Raw genomic sequence first — 25,635 nt, forward strand, 5'->3', positions numbered from 1 at the left:
CCTCCTCACACTCAGGCGTGAGACTGCGTTCGCAAAATCTCCCAGCCTACAACATCAAATTGCCTCCTTCTGCCCGTGAGTTTGAGCAAGCACTGGGTATTTTAGGGTACGGTTGCCATGGGGACGAAAATGCACGCCTACTTTCTTAAGTTTCACGTTAAGGGCGAGATTGCACACACACTGCTGCTGTCTGAGCCTGAGCCGAAGCTTCTGGTGGACATTTCAGCCGAAGCCGCCCGAGACTCTGATGCGCCGGGGTTTCGCTATCCAAAACGTGTCAGCTTCACCGTGCGCGATCAGGATCTGATTGAACGGTTCCGCAACTCTGTCGCACCGGGCGATGTGATTGAAGCGACCGGAACCTTCGATCAGTCTGGCTATGTGCCACATCACAAGGGCCACATCGACACAACATTTGAGCTGCTCGACTTTGTCCATTCTCCGGCCCAGGCAGATCTCAAACATGCAGGGCGTGTTTTCAGGACTGTGCAGGACGCCCGCCCCAACTAGGCCTAATCTCAACACGGCGCGATCCCGCCCACATCCCGCCACGATCCCGCCACAATCGCGTGTTTTTTTCTACCTGCCAGAAGGTAGGGGCGTCTCAGTCCTTTTCACGCAATTGGACGTGGCAGAATGCACGCAGACCAAAGACGACAGCCAGCACAGCACCGCAGGTCATTCCTGCTACGGGCATCAGACCGCCTGCGAAATTTGCTCATCTCAAAGCCCCCCGCAGAGGCACAAGCCCGCAGATTCCACCAAGAAATTCATGACTTTGCCAAAGGCGGCGTTACGCTGTTTTGGCAACGGCAAGGCATCTACTCAGGGGCTGCGCTGCTGTGCGGTGTTTACTATTCATGGCCGCTCGCGGCCTTTTGTTACCTGCTCGTGCAAGCCGCCGATCTGTTTGACAACACCATTTGTTATCAGGTGATTCAGCGCACAGACCATTCTTTGCGCCACAGCCAGCGCCTGCTGCGCCGCCTGTCTTGGGCCAATGCGCTGTCAGCCGCCTCTGTTGCCACATTTACGCTGCTGCTTGCCCGCCTAGAGGGGCCGGGCGAACACTTCATGTCGCTGTTCTTTGTCTTTGCGGCGGGTTTGTTTGCGGCCGTCAACAATCACCAACTGCCCCAGATTCTGGCTCTGCGGCTCATCACCTATGGCTGCGTCTTCATCTATATCCCTGTGTCGGACATCCTGCGAGAAAACGCCCCGCTCGAATCAAAACTGTGGCTGCATTTTGCGACAGCGCTTTTCGTACTCTACTTCGTGCTGGAATGTGCCGCCATTTTCTTGCGCATGTATCAGCGCACGCTCGACCACATGGATGAGCTGCGTTCCGAGCGCGACAAAGCCCGCGCCGGATACGAACTCAAATCACAGTTCGTGTCGGTGGTCAGCCACGAGCTGCGCACCCCGCTGACTTCGATATCCGGAGCGCTCAGCCTGCTGCGTGAAACGGATCTTGCCCAAAACCCTGACAGCGCAGGTCGCATGCTCGACATCGCCCACAAAAACAGCAAACGGCTTGGAAAATTGATCAACGACCTGCTCGACATCCAAAAAATGGAAGCTCGAAAAATGGTCTACGACTTCGCGCCGGTCGAATTGGGCGCACTGATTGCAGAGGCGGCACAATCCATCACGCCCTATGCCAGCCAAAGAGACATCACCGTGCGCACATCCCCGCCTGCGGACCCGCTTTGGGTTCGGGGCGACCACCAGCGCCTGATGCAAGTGCTCGACAATCTGCTGTCAAACGCGGTGAAATTCTCTCATGAAGGCAGCTACATCGAATTGGTCGCACGCCTCGAAGACGGTTGCGCCCGACTGGAGGTCCGCGACTACGGCATCGGCATCCCTCCAGAAAGCAGCCATCTGGTTTTTGGCATGTTTCAACAGGTGGATGCATCTGACAAACGCAAATTTGAGGGCTCTGGCCTCGGCCTTTCAATTGCCTACCAAATTACAGAAGATCACGGCGCCTCGCTCGACTTCGACAGCAAACAGGGCGAAGGCAGTTGCTTTTTCGCGGTGTTCCCACTCTGTGACACCGAAGAAAACACGCGTGTAGAGCTGCCACAGCCTGCAACCGCAAACTAACAGACACAGCCCGCGATGCTTCCATCAAAATATAAAAAGAAACTCGCCGGTTTGCGCCGTCGCTTTCTTGCGGGCCTGCCCGCGCGTGAGGCAGAGATCGAAGATCTGACAGCGACATTGCTGGAGCATGGCCCGATGCCTAACGCGCTCAAAGATCTCTATACGGCAACCCACAAGCTTGCCGGCACAAGCGGCACCTATGGGCTGAACGCACTCAGCCTGTGCGCCGAGCAGGTTGAACAGCTTTTGGAGCCCGCCCAACACCGCCGCCCAACAGAGCCAGAGCTTGTGCGCATCCTGGTCGCAACCGATATCCTTTCAGAAAAGCTGAGCGACACGATTGCAGCGGGCTAGACTTCAGGCCCGTGCAGGTTTACGCGCCGCCACCATCCGGCGAAGTTGATCAGGCAACGTCACGGGATCAAACGGCTTCTGGATCGCTCCAATTGCGCGGTCACGTATGTCGCATTCGTCCTGCGCACTGACATCTCTTGAAGTCAGAAACACTGCAGGGATCTCTGCCAAATCAGGTATCTTGCGCATGGCAATAAGCGTTTCAATGCCACTCAAGCCAGGCAACATCACATCCAGAAGCAAGAGATCCGGCTCAAATGCCGTCGCACGCAGCAGCGCGTCTTCGCCATTGTCACATTGCAGCACATCAAACCCGCCCAACTCTTTCAAAGCCAGCAGCGTGATCTCGCGAATGTCGGGATCATCCTCAACATGTAGTATCCTGTGAAACTCTGCCATGTCTTGCAAACCCAGAACCTGATTTCATCAAACTAAAATACACCTTAACGTGTGCATCCTCACAGGAAAACCCTACATTGTGCCGACCTCCGCAAAACGTGACGCCGCGTTGCCCAAGCCCCTCCGACTTGAGTGACGCCACATTTTGCAGCAGCCTCACTCCGTCAGTCAGCACAGAGGTAACACCATGGCAACGCCCCCCCTTCTGAACGAACGTGTCGGCAACGCAGCGGTGCTCACGTTCAACGATCCCGATCGGCGCAACCCAATCGGGGCGCCCTTGCGCGGTGCGCTCACGCAAGCCCTCATGGAGATCGAGACTGACAGCAGCGTGCGCGCCATCATTCTCACTGGAGCCGGGGGCAACTTTTGTTCAGGTGGCGACATCGCAGCAATGGATGCGCCCATGCGCGACAAACGCATCAACTTTCAGCAGGTCAAACATCTGGCCAACCAAATCGCCGGTGCCTCTGTCCCCGTTATCGCTGCTGTCGAAGGCTGGGCCGCCGGTGCTGGTCTGTCCATCGCAATGATGTGTGACACCGTGATTGCCACGCAATCCGCGCGTTTTCTATCTGCCTTCACCAAAATTGGCCTAATGCCCGACTACGGCCTGCTCACGTCCCTGCCCGCACGCATCGGCCACGCCCGCGCGCGCCAGATGATGCTCTATGCCAAACCTGTGGATGCGCCCACTGCGCTCGCCTGGGGCATGGTTGATGACCTTGTCGAAGACGGCGGCGCGCGCGCGGCCGCGCTCGATCTTGCCCAGCACATCGAAACACTCGGCCCAGAGGCACTGCGCGCCATCAAAGCCTTTGACAGTGGACGCTTGGACCGCGCCATCGACTACGAACGAGACGCACAACCTCAGCTTTTGGGCAGCGCAAACGCGCAGGAAGGCCGCGCCGCTTTCTTCGAGAAGCGCCCCCCCAAATTTCGCCCTAACTAACAAAAAGCCCGCCGATAAAATCGACGGGCTTCTCAGCTACGATCCCTTAAAAATCACACAAAATCAATATGATGATACAAGGGAAGCTCACGTATCCGCTGTCCGGTCGCCGCAAAGATCGCGTTGGCGAGCGCAGGCGCAGCAGGTGGCACAGGCGGCTCCCCGATGCCACGGATCTTGGGCGCATTTTCCAGCCCCTTCACGAAGATTTCCGGACATTGGTACATCCGCATCCCCTCAGCATCCCAATAGTTGGCCTGCTCCGCCATCCCATCAGAATAGGTGATTTCACTATTGATCGCATGGCCCAGCGCAAAGACCACACCACCCTGCACCAGATTTTCAAAGTTCACCGGATCCAGCACGCGCCCCACGTCGGCAGCGACCCAGACCTTATCGATCTTGATGCCCTCCTCCGTGCTGGTGACTTCAATCACCTCTGCGGTCGGCACGCCAAAGCTCTCCACAAAGGCGACGCCGCGTCCTTTGCCTGCGGCCAGCGGGCTGCCCCAGCCTGACATCTCACCGACAGCTTCCAACACCTTGCGCGCCACCGGGTTGCCCATCAGCCGAATCCGCTCTTCCAGCGGGTCTGCCCCTGCTTCATGGATCAGCTCATCCAACATGCAATCAAAGAAAAAGCCCCCCGCCGAGGCGCCAACCGAGCGCCAGCTGGACACAGGTGCCAGCTCTGGTACGCGGTAGGCCCGCATCCGATAGTTGTCGAGCGTATAGGGCACATCCCAGGCCCCCGCCGCAATCTGCGTATCAGGCCCCGGAATATTCAGTCCCACGCGCCCCATTTGCGACACCACAACAGAGGGCATTGCAATCTGCAAATCGGCGGCCACGACTTTGCCATTCTTCACAGCGCCTTTGGCGCGCGCCATGCCAATGTGGCGTGTGAAGTCATGGGCAAAATCCTCTTCGCGGCTGTAAGTCAACTTCACGGGTGTCCCACGCATCTGGTTCGCCACTTCAGCGGCCAGCTTCACCTGTTCGAACTCAAGCCGGTGTCCAAAGCTTCCCCCCATGTAGCGGTTGACCAGATCAACCTGCTCAGGGTCGTGCCCCGTGATCACCGCCACCTGCTGTTGCAACATCACCGGGATCTGATGGCCTGTCCAAACCGTCACCTTATCGTCTTCGACCAGCACAGTGGCGTTCATCGGCTCGAGCGGCTGATGGGCCACGTAAGGCACGCGATACTCCACCTCAATAGCAGTGCCTTCCTGCGCAATCGTCGCGTCCGCATCGCCCTCGTCACGCCACTGCTTGTCCAGCTGATCATCATTGAAGCTGCGTGCCACGGCCTCCCAATGGCCATCCTGCTCTGCAGGATACGGCGCGGGTCCCCACTCAAAGTCAATCGCCTGCGCCGCCTGAATGGCACGCCAGGTGTTGTCAGCCACCACAGCCACGCCGCCCGTGACTTCCACAATGGCTTTGACGCCGCGCATCTCTTTGGCCGCACTGGCATCATAGTTGGTGAGTGCGCCGCCTTTGCGCGGGTTGCACACCACCGTCGCATGCACGGCGCCTTCGACCTCTACATCGATGCCATACTCCTGCGTGCCCGTCGATTTGGCAATCATATCAAGTCGCTGCATGGGTTTGCCCAGCATCCGCCACTCGCTTGGATCCCGCAGCTTGATGTCCATCACCGGCTCAAGCGTTGCCGCTTCAGCTGCCAATTCCGTGTACTTCAGCTCCGTGCCATCCGGCAGCTGCACCGCCCCATGCGCCGTTGTGAGCTGCGCCACAGGAACGCCGCTCACATTGGAGGCCGCAAGCTTCAGCGTCTCTCGCGCCACAGCCCCCGCTTCGCGCAGCTTTACAAAGCTGTCAGGCACCGCACTGGAGCCTCCGGTGATCTGCAACCCCAAGAGCTTGGCCACACCGCTCATGACACTGCGCGTCGCTTCGGCTGCAAAACTCGTATCGGTGGAGCGAAACGGCACCCCATCCGCAGACAGCGCCCGGTTCCAATAGGCCTTGTCCGGCTTGCCGAAACTTGTCTCCACCTGATCCAGCTCGATATCAAGCTCCTCAGCAATCAGCGCCGCCTGCACATGCGCAACGCCCTGCCCCTTGTCCCCATGAGGCCCGATGAGCGTCACCTTTTCGCTGTCGATGATCACCCAAGGGTTAAACGTTGCCGCCCCATCGGCAAGCCCGTCTTTCAGCGGATTCTCATAAGGCGTGCGCACCTTATAGACGCCAAAGGCAACCCCCCCGGCCACCGCGGCTGCGCCAAGCAGAAACGTGCGGCGTGCAATTTTTCCAACCTTCCCCATGGCTTACACCTCCTGCAATTTGGCAGCGGCTGTTTTGACAGCGGCGCGAATACGTGGATAGGTGCCACAGCGACACAGATTGCCACTCATTGCGTCATCAATGTCGGCATCACTCGGGTTGGGAATGTCTGACAGCAGAGAGGCCGCCTGCATGATCTGACCGGACTGACAATAGCCGCATTGCGCCACCTGATGTTCCACCCAGGCTTCCTGCACCGCATGCAGCGCCCCCGGCTGGCCAAGACCTTCAATCGTGGTCACTTCGCCATCCACATCGGCCACCGGTGTCTGACAAGAGCGCACCGCCACGCCATCAATATGCACCGTGCACGCCCCGCAAGCGGCAACGCCGCAGCCGTATTTCACACCTTTGATATTCAGCTCATCTCGGAGCACCCAAAGAAGCGGCATGTCATCCTCGACATCCACCTCATGTTTTTGTCCATCCACGATCAATTGCATAAGCTGTCTCCCGTTCGTTGGAACCTGTCGCGTTGTCTCCCAGATACCTCAGCTTTGCGTAAATTCACTCGCAGATCGTGCCAAAATCACCCACACCGCATCGCAGTGAGCACTGCGCCTCACAAAACTTGCGCGGCTGCCCAGTCGTGCAAACCAACAAAGTGATTCGAAGACGCCTGTTTCAGATCACGCCGCGATTTCGTTAACCAACAATTTACAAACCGCCGCCCAATGATAGCGCTACCGTGAGCGGAACCGATATCGCCACCGATAGCGGAACCGGCGAAATTTATCGCTAACACACTCATATTTCACGGGATTTCACCTTCCGAAGACCTCCCATCACGACTATAGATTTGGCCAATCCCTATTCATCAGCGCAACATAGGAGCGCCTCATGACTGTCACCGTCGGCATCAATGGATTTGGCCGTATTGGCCGTAGCACCCTCATGCACATTGCCGAGGAAGCGCGCGAAGATGTGCGCGTTGTGAAAATCAACGCCACAGGCCCGCTGGAAACAGCCGCCCACCTGATCCGCTATGACTCTGTGCACGGCCGCTTCCGCAACGAAGTGATCGCAGGCAACGGCACCATGGACGTGGGCCAAGGCCCGATGCGCATGTATTCCACCTACGACATGGACGAGCTGGATTGGGACGGTGTCGACATCGTTCTGGAATGTACCGGCAACTTCAACGACGGTGAGAAAGCCAAAAAGCACCTGGAGCGTGGCGCGAAAAAAGTGCTGATCTCCGCCCCTGCGAAGAACGTGCAGAAAACCATCGTCTTTGGCGTGAACGATCATCAGCTCGAAGCCAATGACAACATGATCTCCAACGGCTCCTGCACCACCAACTGCCTCGCGCCTGTGGCCAAAGTGCTCAACAACGCTTTCGGCATCGAAAGCGGCATCATGACCACAATCCACGCCTACACCGGCGACCAGCCTACGCTGGACCGTCGCCACAACGATCTCTACCGCGCCCGCGCTGCGGCCATGTCGATGATCCCAACCTCCACCGGTGCCGCCAAAGCCCTGGGTGAGGTGCTGCCTGAACTCAAAGGCAAGCTCGACGGCTCCGCCATCCGCGTGCCAACCCCAAATGTCTCTGCTGTGGATCTCACCTTCACCGCTTCCAAAGACGTGACAGAGGCTGATGTGAACGCCGTGATGGCCGAAGCCGCCGCTGGTGAAATGAAGGGTGTGCTGGGCTACAACGACCTGCCGCTGGTGTCTGTTGATTTCAACCACACCACCGAAAGCTCCACCTTCGCCGCAGATCAAACCAAAGTCATCGGCGGCCGCCTGGTGCGCGTGCTGGCATGGTATGACAACGAATGGGGCTTCTCCGCACGCATGGCCGATGTCGCGGCCAAAATGGGCCGCATCTAAGCCCAAAGCCCCTAAAACAGACGACAAAATCTTGCGCCCTCGGATGGGGTCAGGCATATCTGCTCTGACCACGACCATCCGGGGGCGCAGCGCTTCATGACCAATCCCATCGCGATTTTCCTCGGCGCTGTTGTTTTGACAGGACTGGGCCTCGACGTGGTGTTCAACAACAGCGCTGCCTCATTTTTCCTCGCCCAGAAATTCATCGACCTGATCGAATGGCTTGCCTTCTGGCGATAGTGCCTTCCCCTCAGGGCACGTTTCAATAACCAACGCAGCCTCTCTGTTCCTGCGTGTGAAGCCCTGCGCAGATGCGCGCTCTCCCCCCGCTTTCTCATTCTTCAAATATCCCCGCCGGAGGCATCCGCCAGCGCGGCGTAGACCCGGCAAAAGAAAAGGCGCCCCAACCGGAGCGCCTTTCCACATTTTATCCTAAACCGGATCAGTCGATCATGGTCAGCAGCTTATCAAGGCTCGCCTTCGCATCACCATAGAACATCCGGGTGTTCTCTTTGAAGAACAGCGGGTTCTCGATGCCGGAGTAACCTGTGCCCTGCCCCCGCTTGGAGACAAACACCTGTTTCGCTTTCCAGCACTCCAGAACCGGCATGCCAGCAATCGGGCTGTTCGGATCTTCTTGCGCCGCTGGGTTCACGATGTCGTTGGAGCCGATCACGATGGCCACATCCGTATCCGGGAAGTCATCATTGATCTCATCCATCTCCAGAACGATGTCATATGGCACCTTTGCTTCCGCCAAGAGCACGTTCATGTGGCCTGGCAGACGGCCCGCAACCGGGTGGATCGCAAAGCGCACGTTCTTGCCTTTGGCACGCAGACGACGGGTCAGCTCCGCCACATTCTGCTGTGCCTGTGCCACCGCCATGCCGTAGCCCGGAATGATCACAACACTGTCTGCATCCTCCAGCGCTGCCGCCACACCGTCAGCCTCAATCGCGATCTGCTCGCCTTCCACTTCCATGGCCGGACCGGATGCGCCACCAAAGCCGCCCAGGATCACCGACACAAAGGAGCGGTTCATCGCCTTACACATGATGTAGGACAGGATCGCACCCGAAGAGCCCACCAGCGCGCCCACAACGATCAGCAGGTCGTTGCCAAGGGAGAAACCGATCGCCGCCGCAGCCCAGCCGGAATAGCTGTTCAGCATGGAGACAACCACCGGCATGTCGGCGCCACCGATGCCCATGATCAGGTGATAGCCAATGAACAGCGCCGCAATAGTCAGGATCAACAGCGGCAGCAGGCTGGCAGAGTTCATGTACCAGATCAGGCACAGAACAGAGATCGCAGCCGCTCCGGCGTTCAGCATGTGGCCACCGGGCAGTTTTTCCGCCGCCGAGGTCACACGGCCAGAGAGCTTGCCATAGGCAATGACGGAGCCCGTGAAGGTCACCGCACCGATCCAGATGCCAAGGCTGGCCTCGATCCGCAGGATGCCCACTTCCACCGCATCTTTCTTCGCCAGAAGCGCGGCAAAACCGTCCAGTGACTTATACTCCTCCACCAGCGCCTTTGTTTCGGCAACCAGCGCCAGTTCCGCAGGCCAGACAAAGCCTTTCGGGCTGGTCAGAATGCCCGCCACCTCTGGCAGCAGGGTCACAATCGCGCCTTTCAGCGCCAGCACATTGGCCAGCTCAAAATGCGCGTTGAAGCCCACAAACACAGCCGCCAGACCGACCAGCGCGTGCATGCCTGCCACCAGTTCCGGCATCTGGGTCATCTCAACCTTGCTGGCGAGCTGATAGCCGATCGCGCCACCGGCGACGATCAGCGGTACAGACAGCCACCACAGGCCGGCACCGGGGCCAATCAGCGTGGCAAACACCGCCAGCGCCATGCCGACAATGCCATACCACACCGCGCGCTTCGCGCTTTCCTGATTGCTCAGACCACCCAAGGACAGGATGAAGAGCACTGCCGCAACAACGTAAGCGGCGGTCGTAAAACCAAAGTCCATTGCTCAGACCTCCTTAGGATTTCTGGAACATGGCGAGCATGCGCCGTGTCACGAGGAAACCGCCGAAGATATTGATCCCGGCCATGAAAACAGAGAGCGCCGCCAGCAGGATCACGAGGAAGCTCCCCGAGCCGATCTGCATCAAGGCACCCAGAATGATGATCGACGAAATCGCGTTGGTGACCGCCATCAACGGCGTGTGCAGGCTGTGCGCCACGCCCCAGATCACTTGGAAGCCCACAAAACAGGCCAGCACAAACACGATGAAATGCTGCATGAAGCTCGCCGGGGCCACCAGCCCCACCAGCAAGAGCAGCGCACCACCGACACCCAGCAGGGTCACCTGCTGTTTGGTCTGCGCCTTAAACGCCGCCACTTCTGCCGCGCGCTTCTCTTCCGGGGTCAACTCCGGCACCACCTCTTTGGGCTTGGCTGCAATCGCCTGCACTTTGGGCGGTGGCGGCGGGAAGGTGATTTCCCCCTCAAAGGTTACGGTCGCACCACGGATCACGTCATCTTCCATGTCGTGATTGACCTGCCCGTCTTTCTCAGGCGTGAGGTCAGACATCATGTGACGGATATTGGTCGCATAGAGGCTGGAGGACTGCGCCGCCATCCGGCTTGGGAAGTCGGTATAGCCCACAATGGTCACGCCATTGTCGGTCACAACCTTCTCATCCGCAACGGTGCCTTCCACGTTGCCGCCGCGCTCTGCAGCAAGGTCAACAATCACGGAACCCGGCTTCATCGCCTCAACCATATCCTTGGTCCAAAGGATCGGTGCTGCGCGGTTCGGGATCAGCGCTGTGGTGATCACGATGTCCACTTCGGGTGCCAGCTCACGGAACTTCGCCAGCTGCGCTTCGCGGAATTCGTCAGACTGCACAGAGGCATAGCCACCAGTGGCCGCGCCATCCGCCTGCTCTTCCTCAAAGTCGAGATAGACAAACTCCGCACCCATGGATTCGACCTGCTCCGCCACTTCGGGGCGCACGTCAAACGCATAGGTGATCGCGCCAAGGCTGGTGGAGGTGCCAATCGCGGCCAGACCGGCCACACCGGCGCCCACAACCAGCACTTTGGCTGGCGGCACTTTGCCCGCGGCGGTCACCTGACCGGTGAAGAACCGGCCAAAGTTGTTGCCCGCCTCGATCACGGCACGGTAGCCCGCGATGTTCGCCATAGAGGACAGCGCGTCCATTTTCTGCGCGCGCGAAATACGCGGCACCATTTCCATGGCGATCACATTGGCGCCTTTGGCCTTGGCCGCCTCCATGCCCTCTTCATTGCCCGCCGGGTTGAAGAAGGAAATCAGCGTTTTGCCTTTAGTCAGACGCTTGAGTTCAGTGGCGTTTGGCTGGCGCACCTTGGCAACAATATCGACCTCTTTCCAAAGGCCCGCTGCGGTTTTGACCACCTCAACGCCCGCTGCCTCATAGGCCGCATCGGAAAAGCCTGCGCCGGCACCTGCACCACTTTCGATGGCACAGTCATAGCCCAGTTTCTGGAGCTGCTTGGCCGAATCCGGCGTCATCGCGACCCGGTTTTCGCCCTCAAACACCTCTTTTGGTGTACCTATTTTCACCTTTCTTATCCCCCTTCAGAGTCAAAGCAATAATATTTCACGCAAACGTTCTGCACTTGCATAAAGTTTTAACGCCAATTTTTTGCTGCACAAGCAAACAAGCCATCAACTGGCGCAGTCGACGCAACGGCATCACAGCCACCGCCGCGTTTTTTCGCAGTATTTTGCAAAATCCATGCGGAACTGACGCCGCAAACGGTTTTCTTCCGGGATCACAAAGCGCCGCTCCAGCATCCACAGGGACAAGGGCACAAGCGGCAGCGAAAGCACCGCATCCCAAAACAGGATAAACCCTGTCAAAATCATCAGGTCCGCAAGGTATATTGGATTGCGCGAGCGACGAAAGATCCCGCTCTGAACCAAATGCGCAGCGTCATGGTGTGGATGCAGTGTGGTGCGATGCCGCCGCATCTCCATGATCGCCAACATGACCAGCACGCCACCGCCACCCACCAGCAACCCGCCCAACAGGTCTGCCCAAACCGGGCCGAAACTTAATCCTAACGAAAAATACCGCGCCTGACCCCAAGAGAAAAGCAGGGCCGCCACAAGCCACACGGGTGGCAGGTCACAAAAATACCGTCTTGCGGCGATGGTCATGCACAGGCTCCTAGACTGGCTTGCGACGCTTCGTGCGTCTGCTCCGACGCAACAGCGTCCCCTCCCGTTTAGCGATCTCAGCCGATGACGCAACGGCACAAAATGCCTCAATTGCGAAAAAGGACAGAATGTCTGCTGTTTTTGGAAAAATGAAACGAAAAGCACACAGGTTTTGTAAGGATCGTGCCGCCGTTCCATGCGATGCGCTCAAAATGACGGCGCGGCGTTTGCAGCCACACTGCTTGTCAGAACCGCCGCTCCCGCTACTCTCACGCTAAACCACAGAGGGAGGAGATCACAATGTCACTGCACGGAAAACACGCTCTTGTGACAGGCGGCGGCACCGGTATCGGTCTTGCCATTGCCCGCGCGCTGGCGGCTGAGGGCGCAGAAGTCACCATCACGGGGCGGCGCTTGAATGTTCTGGAAGAGGCCGCCACCGATGGTCTGCATCCTTTGGCGATGGATGTTGCCGATGAAAGCTCCGTCGTCGAAGGCGTGGCTGCCGCCGTTGCGGCGCGTGGCCCGATCCAGATCTGCGTCGCCAACGCAGGCATTGCCGAAGGCCGCGCACTGCACAAAACCGATATGGAATTCTGGCGCAAGATGATGTCCATCAACATCGATGGCGTTTTCCTCACCATCCGCGAAAGCCTCAAATCCATGACTCAGACCGACTGGGGCCGGGTCATGGTGATCTCCTCCATCGCAGGTCTGCGCGGGCTCAAAGGTGCCCCCGCCTATTCCACTACGAAACACGCAGTCAACGGCATGATCAAATCACTGGCCGCCGATTACGCCAACAAACCCATCACCTTTAATTCGATCTGCCCCGCCTATGTGGAAACCCCAATCATCGACCAAAACATCGAGAGCATCATGGCCCGCACCGGCTGCAGCGAGGAAGAAGCCCGCCACATGATGGTGGGCGTCAATCCCCATGGCCGTCTCATCACCCCAGAGGAGGTCGCCCATTCCGCACTCTACCTCTGCTCTGATATGGCTGACTCGATCCGCGGTCAGATGATTCAGGTCTCCGGCGGAGAGCTGTAGCGCGCCTTTGGCTCGCTGCATAAAACCGCACTGCGGCTGAGTCGCGCCCCTGAAGTCTCTAAATTCGTCACATTTGCGAGCGTAAGCCCGCCGATGTGACCACTCAGCCTGTGGGCGGTGGCGTGTCAAATCCACAAACAGCAAGCCCCCGCTCACAATCAGCTTCAAACTGCCCAAGCCCCTGACGGCCCGCGACCCAGCGCAACCCCGTTAAATCTCTGGCCGGGGCAGTGCCACTGCGCGCCGCTGTGTCAGGTTCGGCAGGGTTTCGCCACTGCGCCCCAGCAAGAGCCCGCCATCGGCAAAATCTCGCAAGCCATTGATATTGATAATATTTCACCTCTGATGAAGTTTTATAGCACACGGCGAGACAGTCCCGCTGTGCTTACATCAAGGAGAACACCCATGCGTCGCTTCGCACTCACCACATCATTTGCCGCCCTGATCGCAGCGCCTTCTTTTGCCCTGACCGTCGCAGAGGTCGATCAAAACGGCGACAGCCTGATCTCATTTGACGAAATGGCAACGGTCTATCCGTCGCTCACCCCAGAGGCTTTCAACGCGGTTGATACCAGCGGCGACAGCGCGGTTGATGAGGACGAGCTCACTGCAGCTTTGGAAAGCGGATTGATCGTCGCCCCGGCCGAATAAGCCGTGCTGATCCCGCCATCCCCCAATGGCGCTCTGTCGGCACCTGCACTGCGGGTGTTGACCTTCCCAAAAACTTCACCAGCTTGGCGCATCACCAATGCCCATATCTTTCAGGAGACGCCTATGTCCACCGGATCCAAATCAAGGCGCGGCACCATCCTCAGCTTCTTTGCCATTGCGGCGGTTGCGGTCGCGATGCTCTTCATCGTTCTGTCGATCAGCGTCTCGTTGCCAGATGTCGAAAACGTTGAGCTTCCCTCCATCGAAGCTGCACCCACCACACCTGTCGAAGAATGAGGCCAGCACTGCGCATCCTGCCTGACTGACGGGTTCGGACCCCGCGTTTCCGTTTAAGACCGTCGCCACCTTAACCAATACGCGGTCGGAAAAACGCACCGTCGCGATACCGCTGCAATACAGACGCAATACCGACGTGCGAAATCAACGTTTTCTGGCGTTAACCTTTAGGCGGATTTCAGAACCGGCCGCGCTTCTTTGTTGGCAGACCAGGCCCGCACCGCCTCGCCAAAGGCTTCAAAAAGCGGGCGGCTCACAGGGTCCACCCCCGCCTGCCATTCCGGATGCCACTGCACCGACATGGTAAAGCCCGGCGCGTCTTTGATGTAGATTGCCTCTGGCGTCCCATCAGGCGCGTAACCATCTATAATCACACGGCTTCCCGGTCGTTTGATGCCCTGCCCGTGCAAAGTGTTGGTCAGAACTTCGCGCGCGCCCATAAGCTTGTGAAAGGGCCCATCCTCGCTAAAGGTCACGATATGGCGCAGCTCAAATTTCTCTTCCAGCGTGCCATCTGGCGGCATGCGGTGGTTGTCCCGCCCCGGCAGATCGCGAATTTCGGGGTAAAGACTGCCGCCCATGGCAACATTAACCTCTTGAAATCCCCGACAAATCCCAAAGAACGGCTGCCCAGATTCCACACAGGCCCGCACAAGCGGGAGCACAATCGAATCCCGCGCCCGATCAAACGCGCCATGCGCCTCCGTGGCCGCTTCCCCATATTCCTCTGGATGGACATTTGGCCGCCCGCCCGTCAGCAGAAAGCCATCACAGGTTGCCAGCAGTTCCTCAACGGACAGATAGCGCGGGTCCGCAGGAACAAGCAGCGGCATACAACCAGAAACCATTGAAACCGCTTCGGAATTCATGGCTCCCCCAGCATGTGCTGGATACTCGTCATTAATAAGGTGGTGGTTTCCGATAATCCCGACGACTGGTCGCGTCATGAAAGCCTCTTTGTCTTGCTGCGCAGCTCAACATAGGCGCTGCGCAGCTTAAGAGAAAGCCCCGATCAGATTTCGCCGGTCAATCCAACCGCATCAATGCCCGCCATTGCGGCAATTGCATCATTATCAGACGTGTCCCCAGTCACGCCCACGGCGCCAATCACAGCGCCTTTCTTGTCGCGCAGCAGCACACCGCCCGGCACGGGCACAACCTGCCCGCCGTAAACCCCGTTTACCGCCGCCATGAAATAGGCCTGCTGCTCGGCTCGCGCCATCTGTGCGCTGCCCGCCATGCCCAGCATCACCGCGCCGTAAGCCTTGCCATGGGCAATGGCAAAACGCCCGGGTGCCGCGCCATCTTCACGCTCAAACGCCTGCACGTGGCCACCTGCGTCCAAAACCACAACCGACAGGGGCTTCAGCTCCATTTCACGGCCTTTTTCCAATGCCTTACGGATGATAGTACGCGCGCGGCGCAACGAAATTGTCATGGTGTTTCCTTCCCATAAAGGAAGGTCAGGGCATGGCCCTGACCTTGAATATTATGCCTGTGCCTTCAGTTCGAGGCGTCGCGCATGCAAGACTGGCTCGGTATAGCCAGACGGTTGCACCCGCCCCTTAAAGACCAGATCACAGGCCGCTTGGAATGCGACCCCGTCAAAATTCGGCGCCATCGGCACATACAGCGGATCGCTGGCATTCTGGCCATCAACCACGACAGCCATCTTCTGCATCGCGGCCATCACCTGCTCTTGCGTAACAACGCCCTGATGCAGCCAATTCGCCAGACCTTGGCTGGAAATCCGGCAGGTCGCACGGTCTTCCATCAAACCAACATTGTTGATGTCTGGCACTTTAGAACAACCAATGCCCTGATCAATCCAGCGCACCACATAGCCCAGAATACCCTGAGCATTGTTTTCAACTTCTGCTGCAATCTCTTCTGGCGAAAGGTTCTGCCCATCCAGCACGGGAATGGTCAGCAGGTCATCCAATGTCCCGCGCAGACCACCTGCTTTGATCTCATCCTGGCGCGCCAGCACATCAACCTCATGATAATGTGTCGCGTGCAATGTCGCCGCAGTGGGGGACGGTACCCAGGCACAGTTTGCGCCGGATTTCGGATGGCCGATCTTCTGCTCCAGCATCGCGCCCATCAGATCCGGCATGGCCCACATGCCCTTACCAATCTGCGCCTTGCCCTGCAGGCCACAGGCCAGTCCAATATCCACATTGCGATCCTCATAGGACGCAATCCATGGGGTTGCCTTCATCTCACCTTTGCGCAGGAAGGCCCCAGCTTCCATAGAGCTGTGAATCTCATCGCCAGTGCGATCAAGGAAGCCGGTGTTGATGAAGGCGACGCGGGACTTCGCTGCGCGGATACATTCCTTGAGGTTGGCCGAGGTGCGGCGTTCCTCATCCATGATCCCCATTTTCACCGTGTTGCGCGGCAGACCAAGCACATCTTCAACCTTAGCAAAGATACGATCAGAGAAGGCCACTTCTTCCGGCCCGTGCATCTTCGGCTTTACAACGTAAACCGATCCATGCACCGAGTTGCCACTTTCTTGCTGCAGGTCATGCATCGCGATCATCACCGTGACCAGCGCATCCATCAGCCCTTCGCCAATCTCATTGCCGTCTCGATCCAGAACCGCAGGATTGGTCATCAGGTGGCCAACGTTGCGCACCAACATCAAGGAGCGGCCTTTCAAAACGGTTTCATCACCGTTCGCTGCCGTAAAGGTTACATCATCGTTCAAAACGCGGGTGAAGGTCTTGCCACCTTTGGAAACCTCTTCTGCGAGGTCGCGCTTCATCAAACCCAGCCAGTTGCTATAGGCAACAACCTTGTCTTCGGCATCCACACAGGCCACGGAATCTTCGCAATCCATGATCGTGGACAGCGCACTTTCCAGGGTGATGTCATTGATATTGGCCGCATCGCTCGCGCCAATATTGCCTGCCGCATCAATCTCAATGACCACATGCAGGCTATTGTTCTTCAAAACGATACGGGACGGATCTTCAGCATCTCCCACATGACCGGCAAAAGCGCTGACGTTCTTAAGCGCGGGCTTCAAAGCGCCATCAACAACGCTCAAAGAAGACACATCGCTCCAGGAGCCTTCCGCCAGAGGGACTGCGCGGTCAAGGAAATCCCGCCCCCAGGCAATCACGCGCGCGCCGCGCGCCGCGTCATACCCACCACCTGCAGGCAAATCGCCCATAGCATCGGTGCCATAGAGCGCATCATAAAGGCTGCCCCAACGGGCATTGGCGGCGTTCAGGGCGAAACGGGCATTGGTGATCGGCACAACCAACTGAGGGCCAGGAATGGCCGCGATCTCAGGGTCTACATTGGCAGTTTCAACCGCAAAATCCTCACCTTCGGGCACCAGATAGCCGATCTCTTTCAAGAAGGCTTGATAGGCCTCGGCATCATGCACATTGCCTTTGTTCCCCAAATGCCAGCCATCCAGCTTCTGCTGAATTTCTTCGCGCTTTTCCAGCAACGCGCGGTTTTCCGGACCAAAATCATGCGCCAATGCGCTCAGCCCCGCCCAGAATGCATCTTCCGCGACGCCCGTTCCCGGCAACGCTTGATCTACAATGAAATCATAGAGTTCCTGAGCAATTTGCAGCCCGTGCTTCTCCACCCGATCGGTCATCGCGGCTCTCCCATTTGGCTTGTGTCGTTTCCCAATTAAGGCATGAGTTTCCGATAGGCAACAAAATTGGTTATCTTTTTTTACCAAAGATATTTTCAAACAAAACCGAATAGTCCCTGCAGCCTTTAGGCTTGCGCAGAGAATGGCGCATCTCCTCTTGCAGGCAGCGATGGATGAATTACACCGATGGCACACACTGTATGGAGAGTTCGATGAAAGACGCAGCGCCACAGACGTTCTACCTCAAAGATTACACGCCATTTGGCTTCATCGTGGACAGCGTCGCGCTCACTTTTCAGCTGCATCCAACGGCCACACGCGTTCTTTCCAGAATTCAGTTTCGGCCAAACCCAGACGCGCCGGACAACCGTTTTTTCCTTCATGGTGAAGACCTTAAATTGATTTCGGCAAAGATTGACGGCGCAGAAATTACGCCGCGCTTTGTGGATGGCGGGCTGGAAGCAGATGTGCCAAACGCCCCCTTCACCTGGGAAGCAGAAGTCGAAATCAACCCACAAGCCAACACAGCCCTAGAGGGGCTTTACATGTCAAACGGCATGTACTGCACCCAATGTGAGGCCGAAGGCTTTCGCAAGATCACCTACTACCCCGACCGCCCTGATGTGATGTCCACGTTTGATGTACGCATTGAGGCCGATGGCGACAACACGCCCATCATGCTGTCAAATGGCAACGGCGGAGAAAGCGGCGCGGGCTTTGCCAATTGGACAGACCCATGGCCCAAACCGGCCTACCTCTTTGCCCTGGTGGCGGGCGACCTGATCGCCCACGAGGACAGCTTCACCACCATGTCGGGCAAGCCCGTCAAACTCGCCATCTGGGTGCGCCCCGGCGATGAGCACAAATGCGCCTTCGGCATGGAAGCCCTCAAAAAGTCCATGAAATGGGACGAAGAGGTCTATGGCCGGGAATATGACCTCGATGAGTTCAACATCGTCGCCGTGGATGACTTCAACATGGGCGCGATGGAGAACAAAGGGCTGAACATCTTCAACAGCTCCTGTGTCTTGGCCTCGCCAGAAACGGCGACTGACGGCAACTTTGAACGCATCGAAGCGATCATTGCCCACGAGTACTTCCACAATTGGACAGGCAACCGCATCACCTGCCGTGATTGGTTTCAGCTGTGCTTGAAAGAAGGCCTCACCGTCTTCCGCGATGCCCAGTTCACCGCCGATATGCGCTCTGAACCGGTGAAACGCATCGATGATGTTATCGCTTTGCGCGCGCGCCAGTTCCCGGAGGATCAGGGCCCGCTGTCCCACCCCGTGCGCCCAGAAAGCTTTCAGGAAATCAACAACTTCTACACAGCGACCGTATATGAAAAAGGCGCTGAAGTTATTGGCATGCTCAAAACCCTTGTTGGGGATGACGCCTACGCCAAAGCGCTGGACCTCTATTTTGACCGCCACGACGGGCAAGCCTGCACCATCGAGGATTGGATCAAAGTGTTTGAGGACAGCACCGGCCGTGATCTAAGCCAATTCAAACTCTGGTATTCCCAATCCGGCACGCCCGAAGTCACCGTGCGTGAGGAATATGAGGGAGACACCTTTACGCTTCACCTCAGCCAGAAAAGCGCACCAACCCCGGGGCAGGACAAAAAGGCGCCACAGGTCATTCCCGTGGCTGTTGGACTTCTAAATGGCAATGGCGATGAAGTGCTGCCGACCCAGATTCTGGAACTGACGGAGGCAGCGCAGAGCTTCAGCTTCACCGGCCAAGCAACGCGCCCGGTGCCCTCCATCCTGCGCGGCTTCTCAGCACCGGTCACCCTGACCCACGACATCGACAACACCCGCCGTGCGTTTTTGCTGGCGCATGACACCGATGCGTTCAATCGCTGGGAAGCGGGCCGTGATCTGGCCCGTGACAGCCTACTCAACTCAATTCGAACCGGCGCAGCGCCCAGCGCGGCCTACCTAGATGGCCTGAAAGCGCTGTTGGCAGATGATACTCTCGACCCAGCGTACCGCGCCCTGATGCTTGGTCAGCCATCACAATCTGAACTTGCCGCCACTTTACACAAAGAGGGTCAGATCCCTGATCCTGCTGCGATTCACAGTGCCAGCGAAGCGCTGCGCGAGGCAAAAGCGCAAGCGTTCTCTGACATTCTGCCCAGGCTTTATGCCGCCAATCAGGTTGACGGCCCCTACCGACCAGATGCTGGCCCGGCTGGCCAACGCAGCCTAGCGAATGCAGCACTCTCTCTGCTGACACGTCTGGACGGCGGCAAAGCCGCAGCCAAACAATATGCGGCGGCGGACAACATGACCCTGCAGCTCGCTGCCCTCGGTGCCCTGCTGGATGCAGATAAAGGCGCTGATGCACTGCAGGCGTTTTATGATCAGTGGCAAAATGATCGCCTTGTGATCGACAAATGGTTCTCCATGCAAATCATGCAAGCCATACCAGAATCCGTCGCCTCAACTGCGCAAGCACTCACCGAGCATGCGGATTTCGATTGGAAAAACCCGAACCGCTTCCGCGCGGTGATGGGCGTTTTGGCGATGCATCATGCAGGGTTCCACCACGAAAGCGGCGCGGGATATACCCTCTTGGCTGATTGGCTGATCAAACTAGACCCGGTGAACCCGCAAACCACTGCGCGCATGTGCAGCGCTTTCCAGACATGGAAACGCTACGATTCCGCGCGTCAGGCAAAAATCAAAACTGAGCTTGAACGCATCGCCAACCAACCAAGCCTGAGCCGAGACACCACCGAAATGGTGACACGTATCCTGAACGCATGACCGAAACCCTCCTCAGCCATACCGCCCAAGGTCGCAACCGGCGCAGCCTCATTGTTTTGGCGCTGACCATTATCGCCTTGGGCGGCCTGCTTTTTGCGGGCACCCACTGGGCAATTGTGGCCTTCCTCTCGCTCTTTGCACTCCCGACGCTGGTGGATGTTCTGTTCAATCCGCAGGCCAGCTTTGCCCTGACGGAGGATGAAGTGCGCTGGAAAAACGCCACACAAGAGGCCGACATCGCGCTTGGGAAAATCCAGTCTATTCAGATCGCAACACGACTGAACGTCGCCTTCCGCATAACTTTGGTGATGTATGACGGCGCCAAAGTCCGGATTCCACAAGACGTTTTGCCGCCCCGCGCCGAACTTGAGGCCGCGTTTAACCACTTGAGCATCCCCGTAAATCGCGACCGGCTGCGGCTGATCTGAAACCCATCTGCCCAACGTCCCGTCGCGAGTTTGACGGCATGATTTCAACTTCATGCCCTTTTTTGGCCTGAAAGCAATTTCATAGTGAGCTCCAGTACCAAACGGAGCCAAAATGAAATTCTTTTCCAAAGAACGGTCAAGCACGCGATCTGGCCCCAATGCCGCGCGCGCTTCCACATTTGCGGCTCCAGTGCTGCGCAGACTGGGCAACCCCTTTGCGACGTCGCGCCCAAATGCGCCGGACACGCGCGCCGGCCAAGCACAGCAAACCTATCGTGATCTGCTGCCAAGACTCCAAATTCCCATCAACGCTGCGACGCCTGATCAAATTGAAAGCGAACGCCTGCGCGCGCAGGGGCAGTTTTTGGCCCGCCAGGAGCGTTGGGACGAACTCGAAGACTACGTGCGCACTCATGATCAAAATCGCGCTGCCACAAATTCAGGCACGCCGCTGTCTGAACTGATGCTTTTTGGCGCACGATCAGACGTGGTGCGCGCGGCCGAACATGCACTTTTACACGGCAAACCTGCTGAGGACGCTGACTTCTTTCATGGTATCGAAGCCATGGAGTATTTGCTGGAGGACATCCCGGACAGCTACCCAATCGCCTTGGTCGTGGCGCTCATGCACATTGATGTCGGCTGGGCCTGGCGCGGTGCCATCGCCAGAGATGATGAGCGCGAAATCAACAGAGAAGCCTTTCAAGCGCATTTTGCGCGTGCCCAGAAAATCCTGGAACGGTATTGCCCGGTGAAACATCACTCGCCGGCTCTTTCTGCTGCACGCTGCGCGCTTCTGCCCGGTGCAGCGGAGCCGACCAAAGCCCTATGCGCCGAATATGAATCCCTCATCGCGCTCGACCCTTTCAACCCACGCCACATGCGCACGCTGGGAAATTATCTGCTGCCGCGTTGGTATGGCAGTTTTGATCAACTCGACCTGCAGGCGCGCCGGATCGCCGCGCAAACCTATGAACTCTGGGGCGCAGGCGCCTATGCTTGGGTCTGGTTTGACGCATTGCTGGTGGATCCAAACGGCCTGGCCGAAGTCGAAATAGACTACTTCCTGGATGGCGTCGCCGACGCTCTGGAAAGGCATGGCAGCCAACACGCAGCGAACCTTATGGCGGCACATCTGCACCGCAGCTGGCAGTTTGCGCGCAGTCAATATGACACTGGAACGCTAGACCACACAATCGCACCGGCTTTGCGGGATGGGTTTGACATGGTTGTACATGATCATTTGCGCGAAATTCACCCCCTGATCTGGGGCCACGCGGAAATCGGATTTGAAAACACATCGCGCGTCATTTCAAAGGAGCGCCTGTCAGAAAAAGGCCGCGATGTGGCCCTGCAAGCCGTCGCCATGCCGTTCATGACCAGCCTAAAAGCCGGCCAAACCGTCAATTTCTCCCCTGAAGGCATCACTCAGATCAGCCCATAGGCCTGCTGCCTCTTGCTCCTTATCTCTCGCTGGCCTAGAACGCAGACCAGCCAGAGATTTAAGGAGCGTGAGCGATGCTCGACCTGACATATGAGACCCCCAAGCCCAAAGTGATCGCGGGTGCCAAACATGACTGGGAACTGGTCATTGGTATGGAGGTGCACGCGCAGGTTTCTTCCAATGCGAAACTGTTCTCCGGTGCCTCCACCACCTTTGGTGCAGAGCCCAACGCCAATGTGGCTTTCGTGGACAGCGCAATGCCGGGCATGCTGCCTGTCATCAACGAATACTGCGTCGAGCAAGCGGTGCGCACAGGGCTCGGTCTGAATGCCGAGATCCACCTGAAGTCCGCCTTTGACCGCAAGAACTACTTCTACCCGGATCTGCCGCAGGGCTACCAGATTTCCCAGCTTTATGAACCCATTGTGGGCGAAGGCGAAATCCTTGTGGACATGGGCCCCGGTGTTGCACGTTTGGTGCGTGTTGAGCGTATCCACCTTGAGCAGGACGCCGGCAAATCCGTGCATGACATGGATCCGAACATGTCCTTCGTGGACCTGAACCGCACCGGTGTCGCCCTGATGGAAATCGTCAGCCGCCCTGACATCCGCGGCCCTGAAGAGGCTGCCGCCTATGTCACCAAGCTGCGCCAGATCCTGCGCTATCTGGGCACCTGTGATGGCAACATGCAGAACGGCAACCTGCGCGCCGATGTGAACGTCTCCATCTGCCGTCCGGGCCAGTATGAGAAGTACATGGAAACACAGGACTTCTCGCATCTCGGCACCCGCTGCGAAATCAAGAACATGAACTCCATGCGCTTCATTCAGGCGGCGATCGAATATGAAGCCCGTCGCCAGATCGCGATTGTCGAGGCCGGTGGCTCCGTCGATCAGGAGACCCGTCTCTATGATCCGGACAAAAACGAAACCCGCTCCATGCGCTCCAAAGAAGAAGCGCATGATTATCGCTACTTCCCCGATCCCGACCTCCTGCCACTGGAGATCGAACAGGACTGGGTGGATGATATCGCCAAGACCCTTCCAGAGCTGCCCGACCAGAAAAAAGCGCGCTTTATCAAAGACTACGGCGTGACCGAGTATGATGCGTCTGTGCTGACAGCCGAAGTGGATCTGGCCGATTACTTTGAAGCCTCCGTGGGCAAAGGCGACGGCAAGAAGACCGCAAACTGGGTGATCAACGAAGTGCTGGGCCGCGCCAACAAGGCTGAGGTTCGCCCACAAGAACTGGTCGCACCAGAAGCCAATGCCGCGATTCTGGCCATGGTCGCTTCTGATGAAATCAGCACCAAGATCGCCAAAGACGTGCTGGAAATCCACATCGAGACCAAAGACGATCCCGCTAAGATTGTTGAAGAAAAAGGCCTCAAGCAGGTGACCGACACTGGCGCAATCGAAGCGGCGCTGGATGAAATCATCGCGGCCAACCCTGCTCAGGTGGAGAAAGCCAAACAGAACCCGAAACTGGCGGGCTGGTTTGTGGGTCAGGTGATGAAAGCCACCGGTGGCAAGGCCAACCCGAAGGCCGTTAACCAATTGGTGGCGCAGAAGCTGAACGGCTAACACGCCACATCGGTATTGCGTCTGTATCGCAACGGCAACGCGTCGGTGTAAAAACCGGCGCGTTTTCACGTTTCAAAGGTTAACAGAGGCCATCAGCCGGTTCATGACTGCTGATTTTAGGCGTCACAGAGCCGCTCAATCCAGAGCAATTTCACCCATCCTTGCGCGCAGTGCCGCCACGGCTTTGCGCACGGACAGCGGCGCCATCGCGTCATAGGCGTGCACCGCATAAATCGGGATAGGCTCCGTCGGATGCGACGGGCAAACTCTCACCAGTTGCCCATCATTCAAGTCTTTTGCCACCGCAACATCAGGCAGCAATGCCACGCCCAAGCCCTCTTTTGCCAAGGCAACTATCGCCTCCATGGTGTTGGCGCGCATGCCAGATCGGAAACGAAGTTTCAGAGGCGCATCTGCCGACCGCGCGTGCCCCTGATAATGCAGGTTGGTGGGTTCGCGCATATGGGCCACATAAGGCAGGGTTTGAACCCACTCAAAAAACGCAGCTTCTGATTGGGGTGGCCCGGATTGCAGCAAACTCGGCGCGGCACATAAAACATCCTGCAATGCCCCAACACGCTGTGCCTTAAAACTGCTGTCCGGCAGAGCGCCAACCGTCAGCGCCAGATCAATGCCTTCTGCCACCAGATCCAACCGTGCATCATCCGCAATCACACGCGGCTCAAGCATTGGGAACCGACGCACCAGCGATGCCAAGGCAGGCGCAACCACCGGCGCAATAAGCGCATGCGGTGCGGTTATAGAGAATGACCCTCTCGGTGTGGCACCATAGGCTTCCATCTCTGTGCGGGCGCTCTGCGACAGAGCCACGATCTCCTTACAGCGGTGATAGTAGCGCTCTCCTGCGGGGGTAAGAGTGATTTTACGCGTGGTTCTGACCGCCAGTTTGACATCAAGCTGCTGCTCCAGACGCTTCAAGTTTTGACTGACGGCCGATTTTGCCAGCCCAAGTGCCTCAGAGGCGGCGGTGATAGATCCGGTTTCGACAATCGCCAGAAAGGTCTTTGGTAGATGGGACAGCATGATTATTGTTCTCTCAATGTGAACTAATACTTCACACTATTCCTGTTTTTCATACAAGCAAAACACCCTAGCTCAAGGTCAAGAACCTGACCAAAGGAGCACCATCATGAAACGTCTTTCCCTCCTCTCACTTGTCGCAACACTGGGGATGAGCCTGACAGCACCCGCATTCGCCCAAGACGCTGAAGACGCCGCGGCAAAAGAGTTTGCCCTCTCCACTGCAGTTGCAACCGCAAGCCGCGCATGGCGCGATGCCTTTAATGCAGGCGATGCCGCCGCCGCGGCCGCTCTTTATGAAGCAGACGCAATCATGGTTGCCAAACCCTTTGGCACCTTTGAAGGCCGCGAAGCGATTGAAGCCTTCTGGCAGAACCTGATTGAGAATGGCTATGATGACATTGTGTACGCAAACACTGTCACCAAGGTTGTCGATACCTCTTTGAGCGCCGCACAGGTTTCCGCTGATTGGAAAATGAACAACGCACAGGGCATCATCACAAATGAGCTTTGGGTGCTTCAGCCTGACGGGACAGCGCTCTTACGCGAAGACCACTTTGAGGTCGCACAGTAAATACACACCTCAGTTCAAACAGATACGCATGCA

Annotated in this window: 24 protein-coding genes; 14 read left to right on the forward strand and 10 right to left on the reverse strand. The window is 57.6% G+C overall.

Going from position 1 to position 25,635, the window contains the following annotated elements:
- Positions 1-129: 129 nt before the first annotated feature.
- The 3 genes from J7413_RS03985 (at position 130) to J7413_RS03995 (ending at position 2,463) form a co-directional block, all read left to right on the forward strand.
- Positions 130-510: a hypothetical protein gene (locus J7413_RS03985; RefSeq protein ID WP_209096615.1), complete on the forward strand. Its 381-nt coding sequence runs from the start codon at positions 130-132 to the stop codon at positions 508-510.
- A gap of 126 nt (positions 511-636) precedes the next feature.
- The gene (locus J7413_RS03990) at positions 637-2,109 is read left to right on the forward strand and encodes a HAMP domain-containing sensor histidine kinase (RefSeq protein WP_209096617.1); all 1,473 of its coding nucleotides are present in this window, start codon (positions 637-639) and stop codon (positions 2,107-2,109) included.
- A 15-nt stretch (positions 2,110-2,124) separates the two neighbouring features.
- Positions 2,125-2,463, forward strand: a complete 339-nt coding sequence (locus J7413_RS03995; protein ID WP_209096625.1) for an Hpt domain-containing protein — start codon at positions 2,125-2,127, stop codon at positions 2,461-2,463.
- Positions 2,464-2,466: 3 nt separating this feature from the next.
- Here J7413_RS03995 and J7413_RS04000 read toward each other — a convergent pair whose 3' ends face one another.
- On the reverse strand, positions 2,467-2,862 hold the full coding sequence (locus J7413_RS04000) for a response regulator (protein WP_209096627.1): 396 nt from the start codon (positions 2,860-2,862) through the stop codon (positions 2,467-2,469).
- A 187-nt stretch (positions 2,863-3,049) separates the two neighbouring features.
- Between J7413_RS04000 and J7413_RS04005 the strand changes: the two genes are divergently transcribed.
- Positions 3,050-3,814, forward strand: coding sequence for an enoyl-CoA hydratase-related protein (locus J7413_RS04005; RefSeq protein WP_209096629.1), 765 nt, complete (start codon positions 3,050-3,052; stop codon positions 3,812-3,814).
- Between the two features lie 53 nt (positions 3,815-3,867).
- Here J7413_RS04005 and J7413_RS04010 read toward each other — a convergent pair whose 3' ends face one another.
- Together J7413_RS04010 and J7413_RS04015 are read right to left on the reverse strand one after the other, a co-directional pair.
- Positions 3,868-6,111, reverse strand: a complete 2,244-nt coding sequence (locus tag J7413_RS04010; RefSeq protein WP_209096632.1) for a molybdopterin cofactor-binding domain-containing protein — start codon at positions 6,109-6,111, stop codon at positions 3,868-3,870.
- Between the two features lie 3 nt (positions 6,112-6,114).
- Positions 6,115-6,573, reverse strand: coding sequence for a (2Fe-2S)-binding protein (locus J7413_RS04015; protein ID WP_209096633.1), 459 nt, complete (start codon positions 6,571-6,573; stop codon positions 6,115-6,117).
- A gap of 397 nt (positions 6,574-6,970) precedes the next feature.
- Here J7413_RS04015 and gap point away from each other — a divergent pair, with 397 nt between their 5' ends.
- Both gap and J7413_RS04025 read left to right on the forward strand, forming a co-directional pair.
- Positions 6,971-7,969, forward strand: a complete 999-nt coding sequence (gene gap / locus J7413_RS04020; RefSeq protein WP_209096634.1) for a type I glyceraldehyde-3-phosphate dehydrogenase — start codon at positions 6,971-6,973, stop codon at positions 7,967-7,969.
- A gap of 96 nt (positions 7,970-8,065) precedes the next feature.
- Positions 8,066-8,209 (forward strand): hypothetical protein, encoded by a 144-nt coding sequence (locus tag J7413_RS04025; RefSeq protein ID WP_209096635.1) that lies wholly within the window; start codon positions 8,066-8,068, stop codon positions 8,207-8,209.
- A gap of 202 nt (positions 8,210-8,411) precedes the next feature.
- Here J7413_RS04025 and J7413_RS04030 read toward each other — a convergent pair whose 3' ends face one another.
- The 3 genes from J7413_RS04030 to J7413_RS04040 all read right to left on the reverse strand — a co-directional run bounded on the left by J7413_RS04030 (position 8,412) and on the right by J7413_RS04040 (position 12,135).
- A complete protein-coding gene (locus J7413_RS04030) occupies positions 8,412-9,950 on the reverse strand; it encodes an NAD(P)(+) transhydrogenase (Re/Si-specific) subunit beta (protein WP_209096636.1) in 1,539 nt (512 codons plus the stop codon).
- Between the two features lie 13 nt (positions 9,951-9,963).
- Complete coding sequence (locus tag J7413_RS04035; protein WP_209096637.1) at positions 9,964-11,535, reverse strand: Re/Si-specific NAD(P)(+) transhydrogenase subunit alpha; 1,572 nt, start codon at positions 11,533-11,535, stop codon at positions 9,964-9,966.
- Positions 11,536-11,667: 132 nt separating this feature from the next.
- The gene (locus tag J7413_RS04040) at positions 11,668-12,135 is read right to left on the reverse strand and encodes a methyltransferase (protein WP_209096638.1); all 468 of its coding nucleotides are present in this window, start codon (positions 12,133-12,135) and stop codon (positions 11,668-11,670) included.
- 300 nt (positions 12,136-12,435) lie between these two features.
- Here J7413_RS04040 and J7413_RS04045 point away from each other — a divergent pair, with 300 nt between their 5' ends.
- The 3 genes from J7413_RS04045 (at position 12,436) to J7413_RS04055 (ending at position 14,136) form a co-directional block, all read left to right on the forward strand.
- The gene (locus J7413_RS04045; RefSeq protein WP_209096639.1) at positions 12,436-13,188 is read left to right on the forward strand and encodes an SDR family oxidoreductase; all 753 of its coding nucleotides are present in this window, start codon (positions 12,436-12,438) and stop codon (positions 13,186-13,188) included.
- Positions 13,189-13,593: 405 nt separating this feature from the next.
- A complete protein-coding gene (locus J7413_RS04050) occupies positions 13,594-13,839 on the forward strand; it encodes a hypothetical protein (RefSeq protein ID WP_209096640.1) in 246 nt (81 codons plus the stop codon).
- A 123-nt stretch (positions 13,840-13,962) separates the two neighbouring features.
- Entirely contained in the window at positions 13,963-14,136 is a 174-nt protein-coding gene (locus tag J7413_RS04055; protein WP_209096641.1) for a hypothetical protein, read from the forward strand.
- Positions 14,137-14,303: 167 nt separating this feature from the next.
- Here the strand turns inward: J7413_RS04055 and J7413_RS04060 are convergent, their stop codons facing one another.
- The 3 genes from J7413_RS04060 to J7413_RS04070 all read right to left on the reverse strand — a co-directional run bounded on the left by J7413_RS04060 (position 14,304) and on the right by J7413_RS04070 (position 17,758).
- Positions 14,304-15,083, reverse strand: a complete 780-nt coding sequence (locus J7413_RS04060; protein ID WP_209096642.1) for a gamma-glutamyl-gamma-aminobutyrate hydrolase family protein — start codon at positions 15,081-15,083, stop codon at positions 14,304-14,306.
- A 65-nt stretch (positions 15,084-15,148) separates the two neighbouring features.
- Complete coding sequence (locus J7413_RS04065; RefSeq protein WP_209096643.1) at positions 15,149-15,574, reverse strand: heme-binding protein; 426 nt, start codon at positions 15,572-15,574, stop codon at positions 15,149-15,151.
- Between the two features lie 51 nt (positions 15,575-15,625).
- Positions 15,626-17,758 (reverse strand): malate synthase G, encoded by a 2,133-nt coding sequence (locus J7413_RS04070; RefSeq protein ID WP_209096644.1) that lies wholly within the window; start codon positions 17,756-17,758, stop codon positions 15,626-15,628.
- Between the two features lie 212 nt (positions 17,759-17,970).
- Between J7413_RS04070 and pepN the strand changes: the two genes are divergently transcribed.
- From pepN to gatB, 4 genes are all read left to right on the forward strand, one after another.
- Positions 17,971-20,532, forward strand: a complete 2,562-nt coding sequence (pepN, locus tag J7413_RS04075) for an aminopeptidase N (RefSeq protein WP_209096645.1) — start codon at positions 17,971-17,973, stop codon at positions 20,530-20,532.
- Positions 20,529-20,960, forward strand: coding sequence for a hypothetical protein (locus tag J7413_RS04080; protein ID WP_209096646.1), 432 nt, complete (start codon positions 20,529-20,531; stop codon positions 20,958-20,960). Before pepN ends, J7413_RS04080 begins: the two co-directional genes overlap by 4 nt.
- A 112-nt stretch (positions 20,961-21,072) precedes the next feature.
- Positions 21,073-22,404: a hypothetical protein gene (locus J7413_RS04085; RefSeq protein ID WP_209096647.1), complete on the forward strand. Its 1,332-nt coding sequence runs from the start codon at positions 21,073-21,075 to the stop codon at positions 22,402-22,404.
- 74 nt (positions 22,405-22,478) lie between these two features.
- Complete coding sequence (gene gatB / locus J7413_RS04090; protein WP_209096648.1) at positions 22,479-23,987, forward strand: Asp-tRNA(Asn)/Glu-tRNA(Gln) amidotransferase subunit GatB; 1,509 nt, start codon at positions 22,479-22,481, stop codon at positions 23,985-23,987.
- 135 nt (positions 23,988-24,122) lie between these two features.
- Here the strand turns inward: gatB and J7413_RS04095 are convergent, their stop codons facing one another.
- Positions 24,123-25,031 (reverse strand): LysR family transcriptional regulator, encoded by a 909-nt coding sequence (locus J7413_RS04095; RefSeq protein WP_209096649.1) that lies wholly within the window; start codon positions 25,029-25,031, stop codon positions 24,123-24,125.
- 106 nt (positions 25,032-25,137) lie between these two features.
- Here J7413_RS04095 and J7413_RS04100 point away from each other — a divergent pair, with 106 nt between their 5' ends.
- On the forward strand, positions 25,138-25,602 hold the full coding sequence (locus J7413_RS04100) for a nuclear transport factor 2 family protein (protein WP_209096650.1): 465 nt from the start codon (positions 25,138-25,140) through the stop codon (positions 25,600-25,602).
- The last annotated feature ends 33 nt before the right edge of the window (positions 25,603-25,635 follow it).

The sequence above is a fragment of the Shimia sp. R10_1 genome, from assembly GCF_017744095.1.
Lineage (GTDB): Bacteria > Pseudomonadota > Alphaproteobacteria > Rhodobacterales > Rhodobacteraceae > Shimia.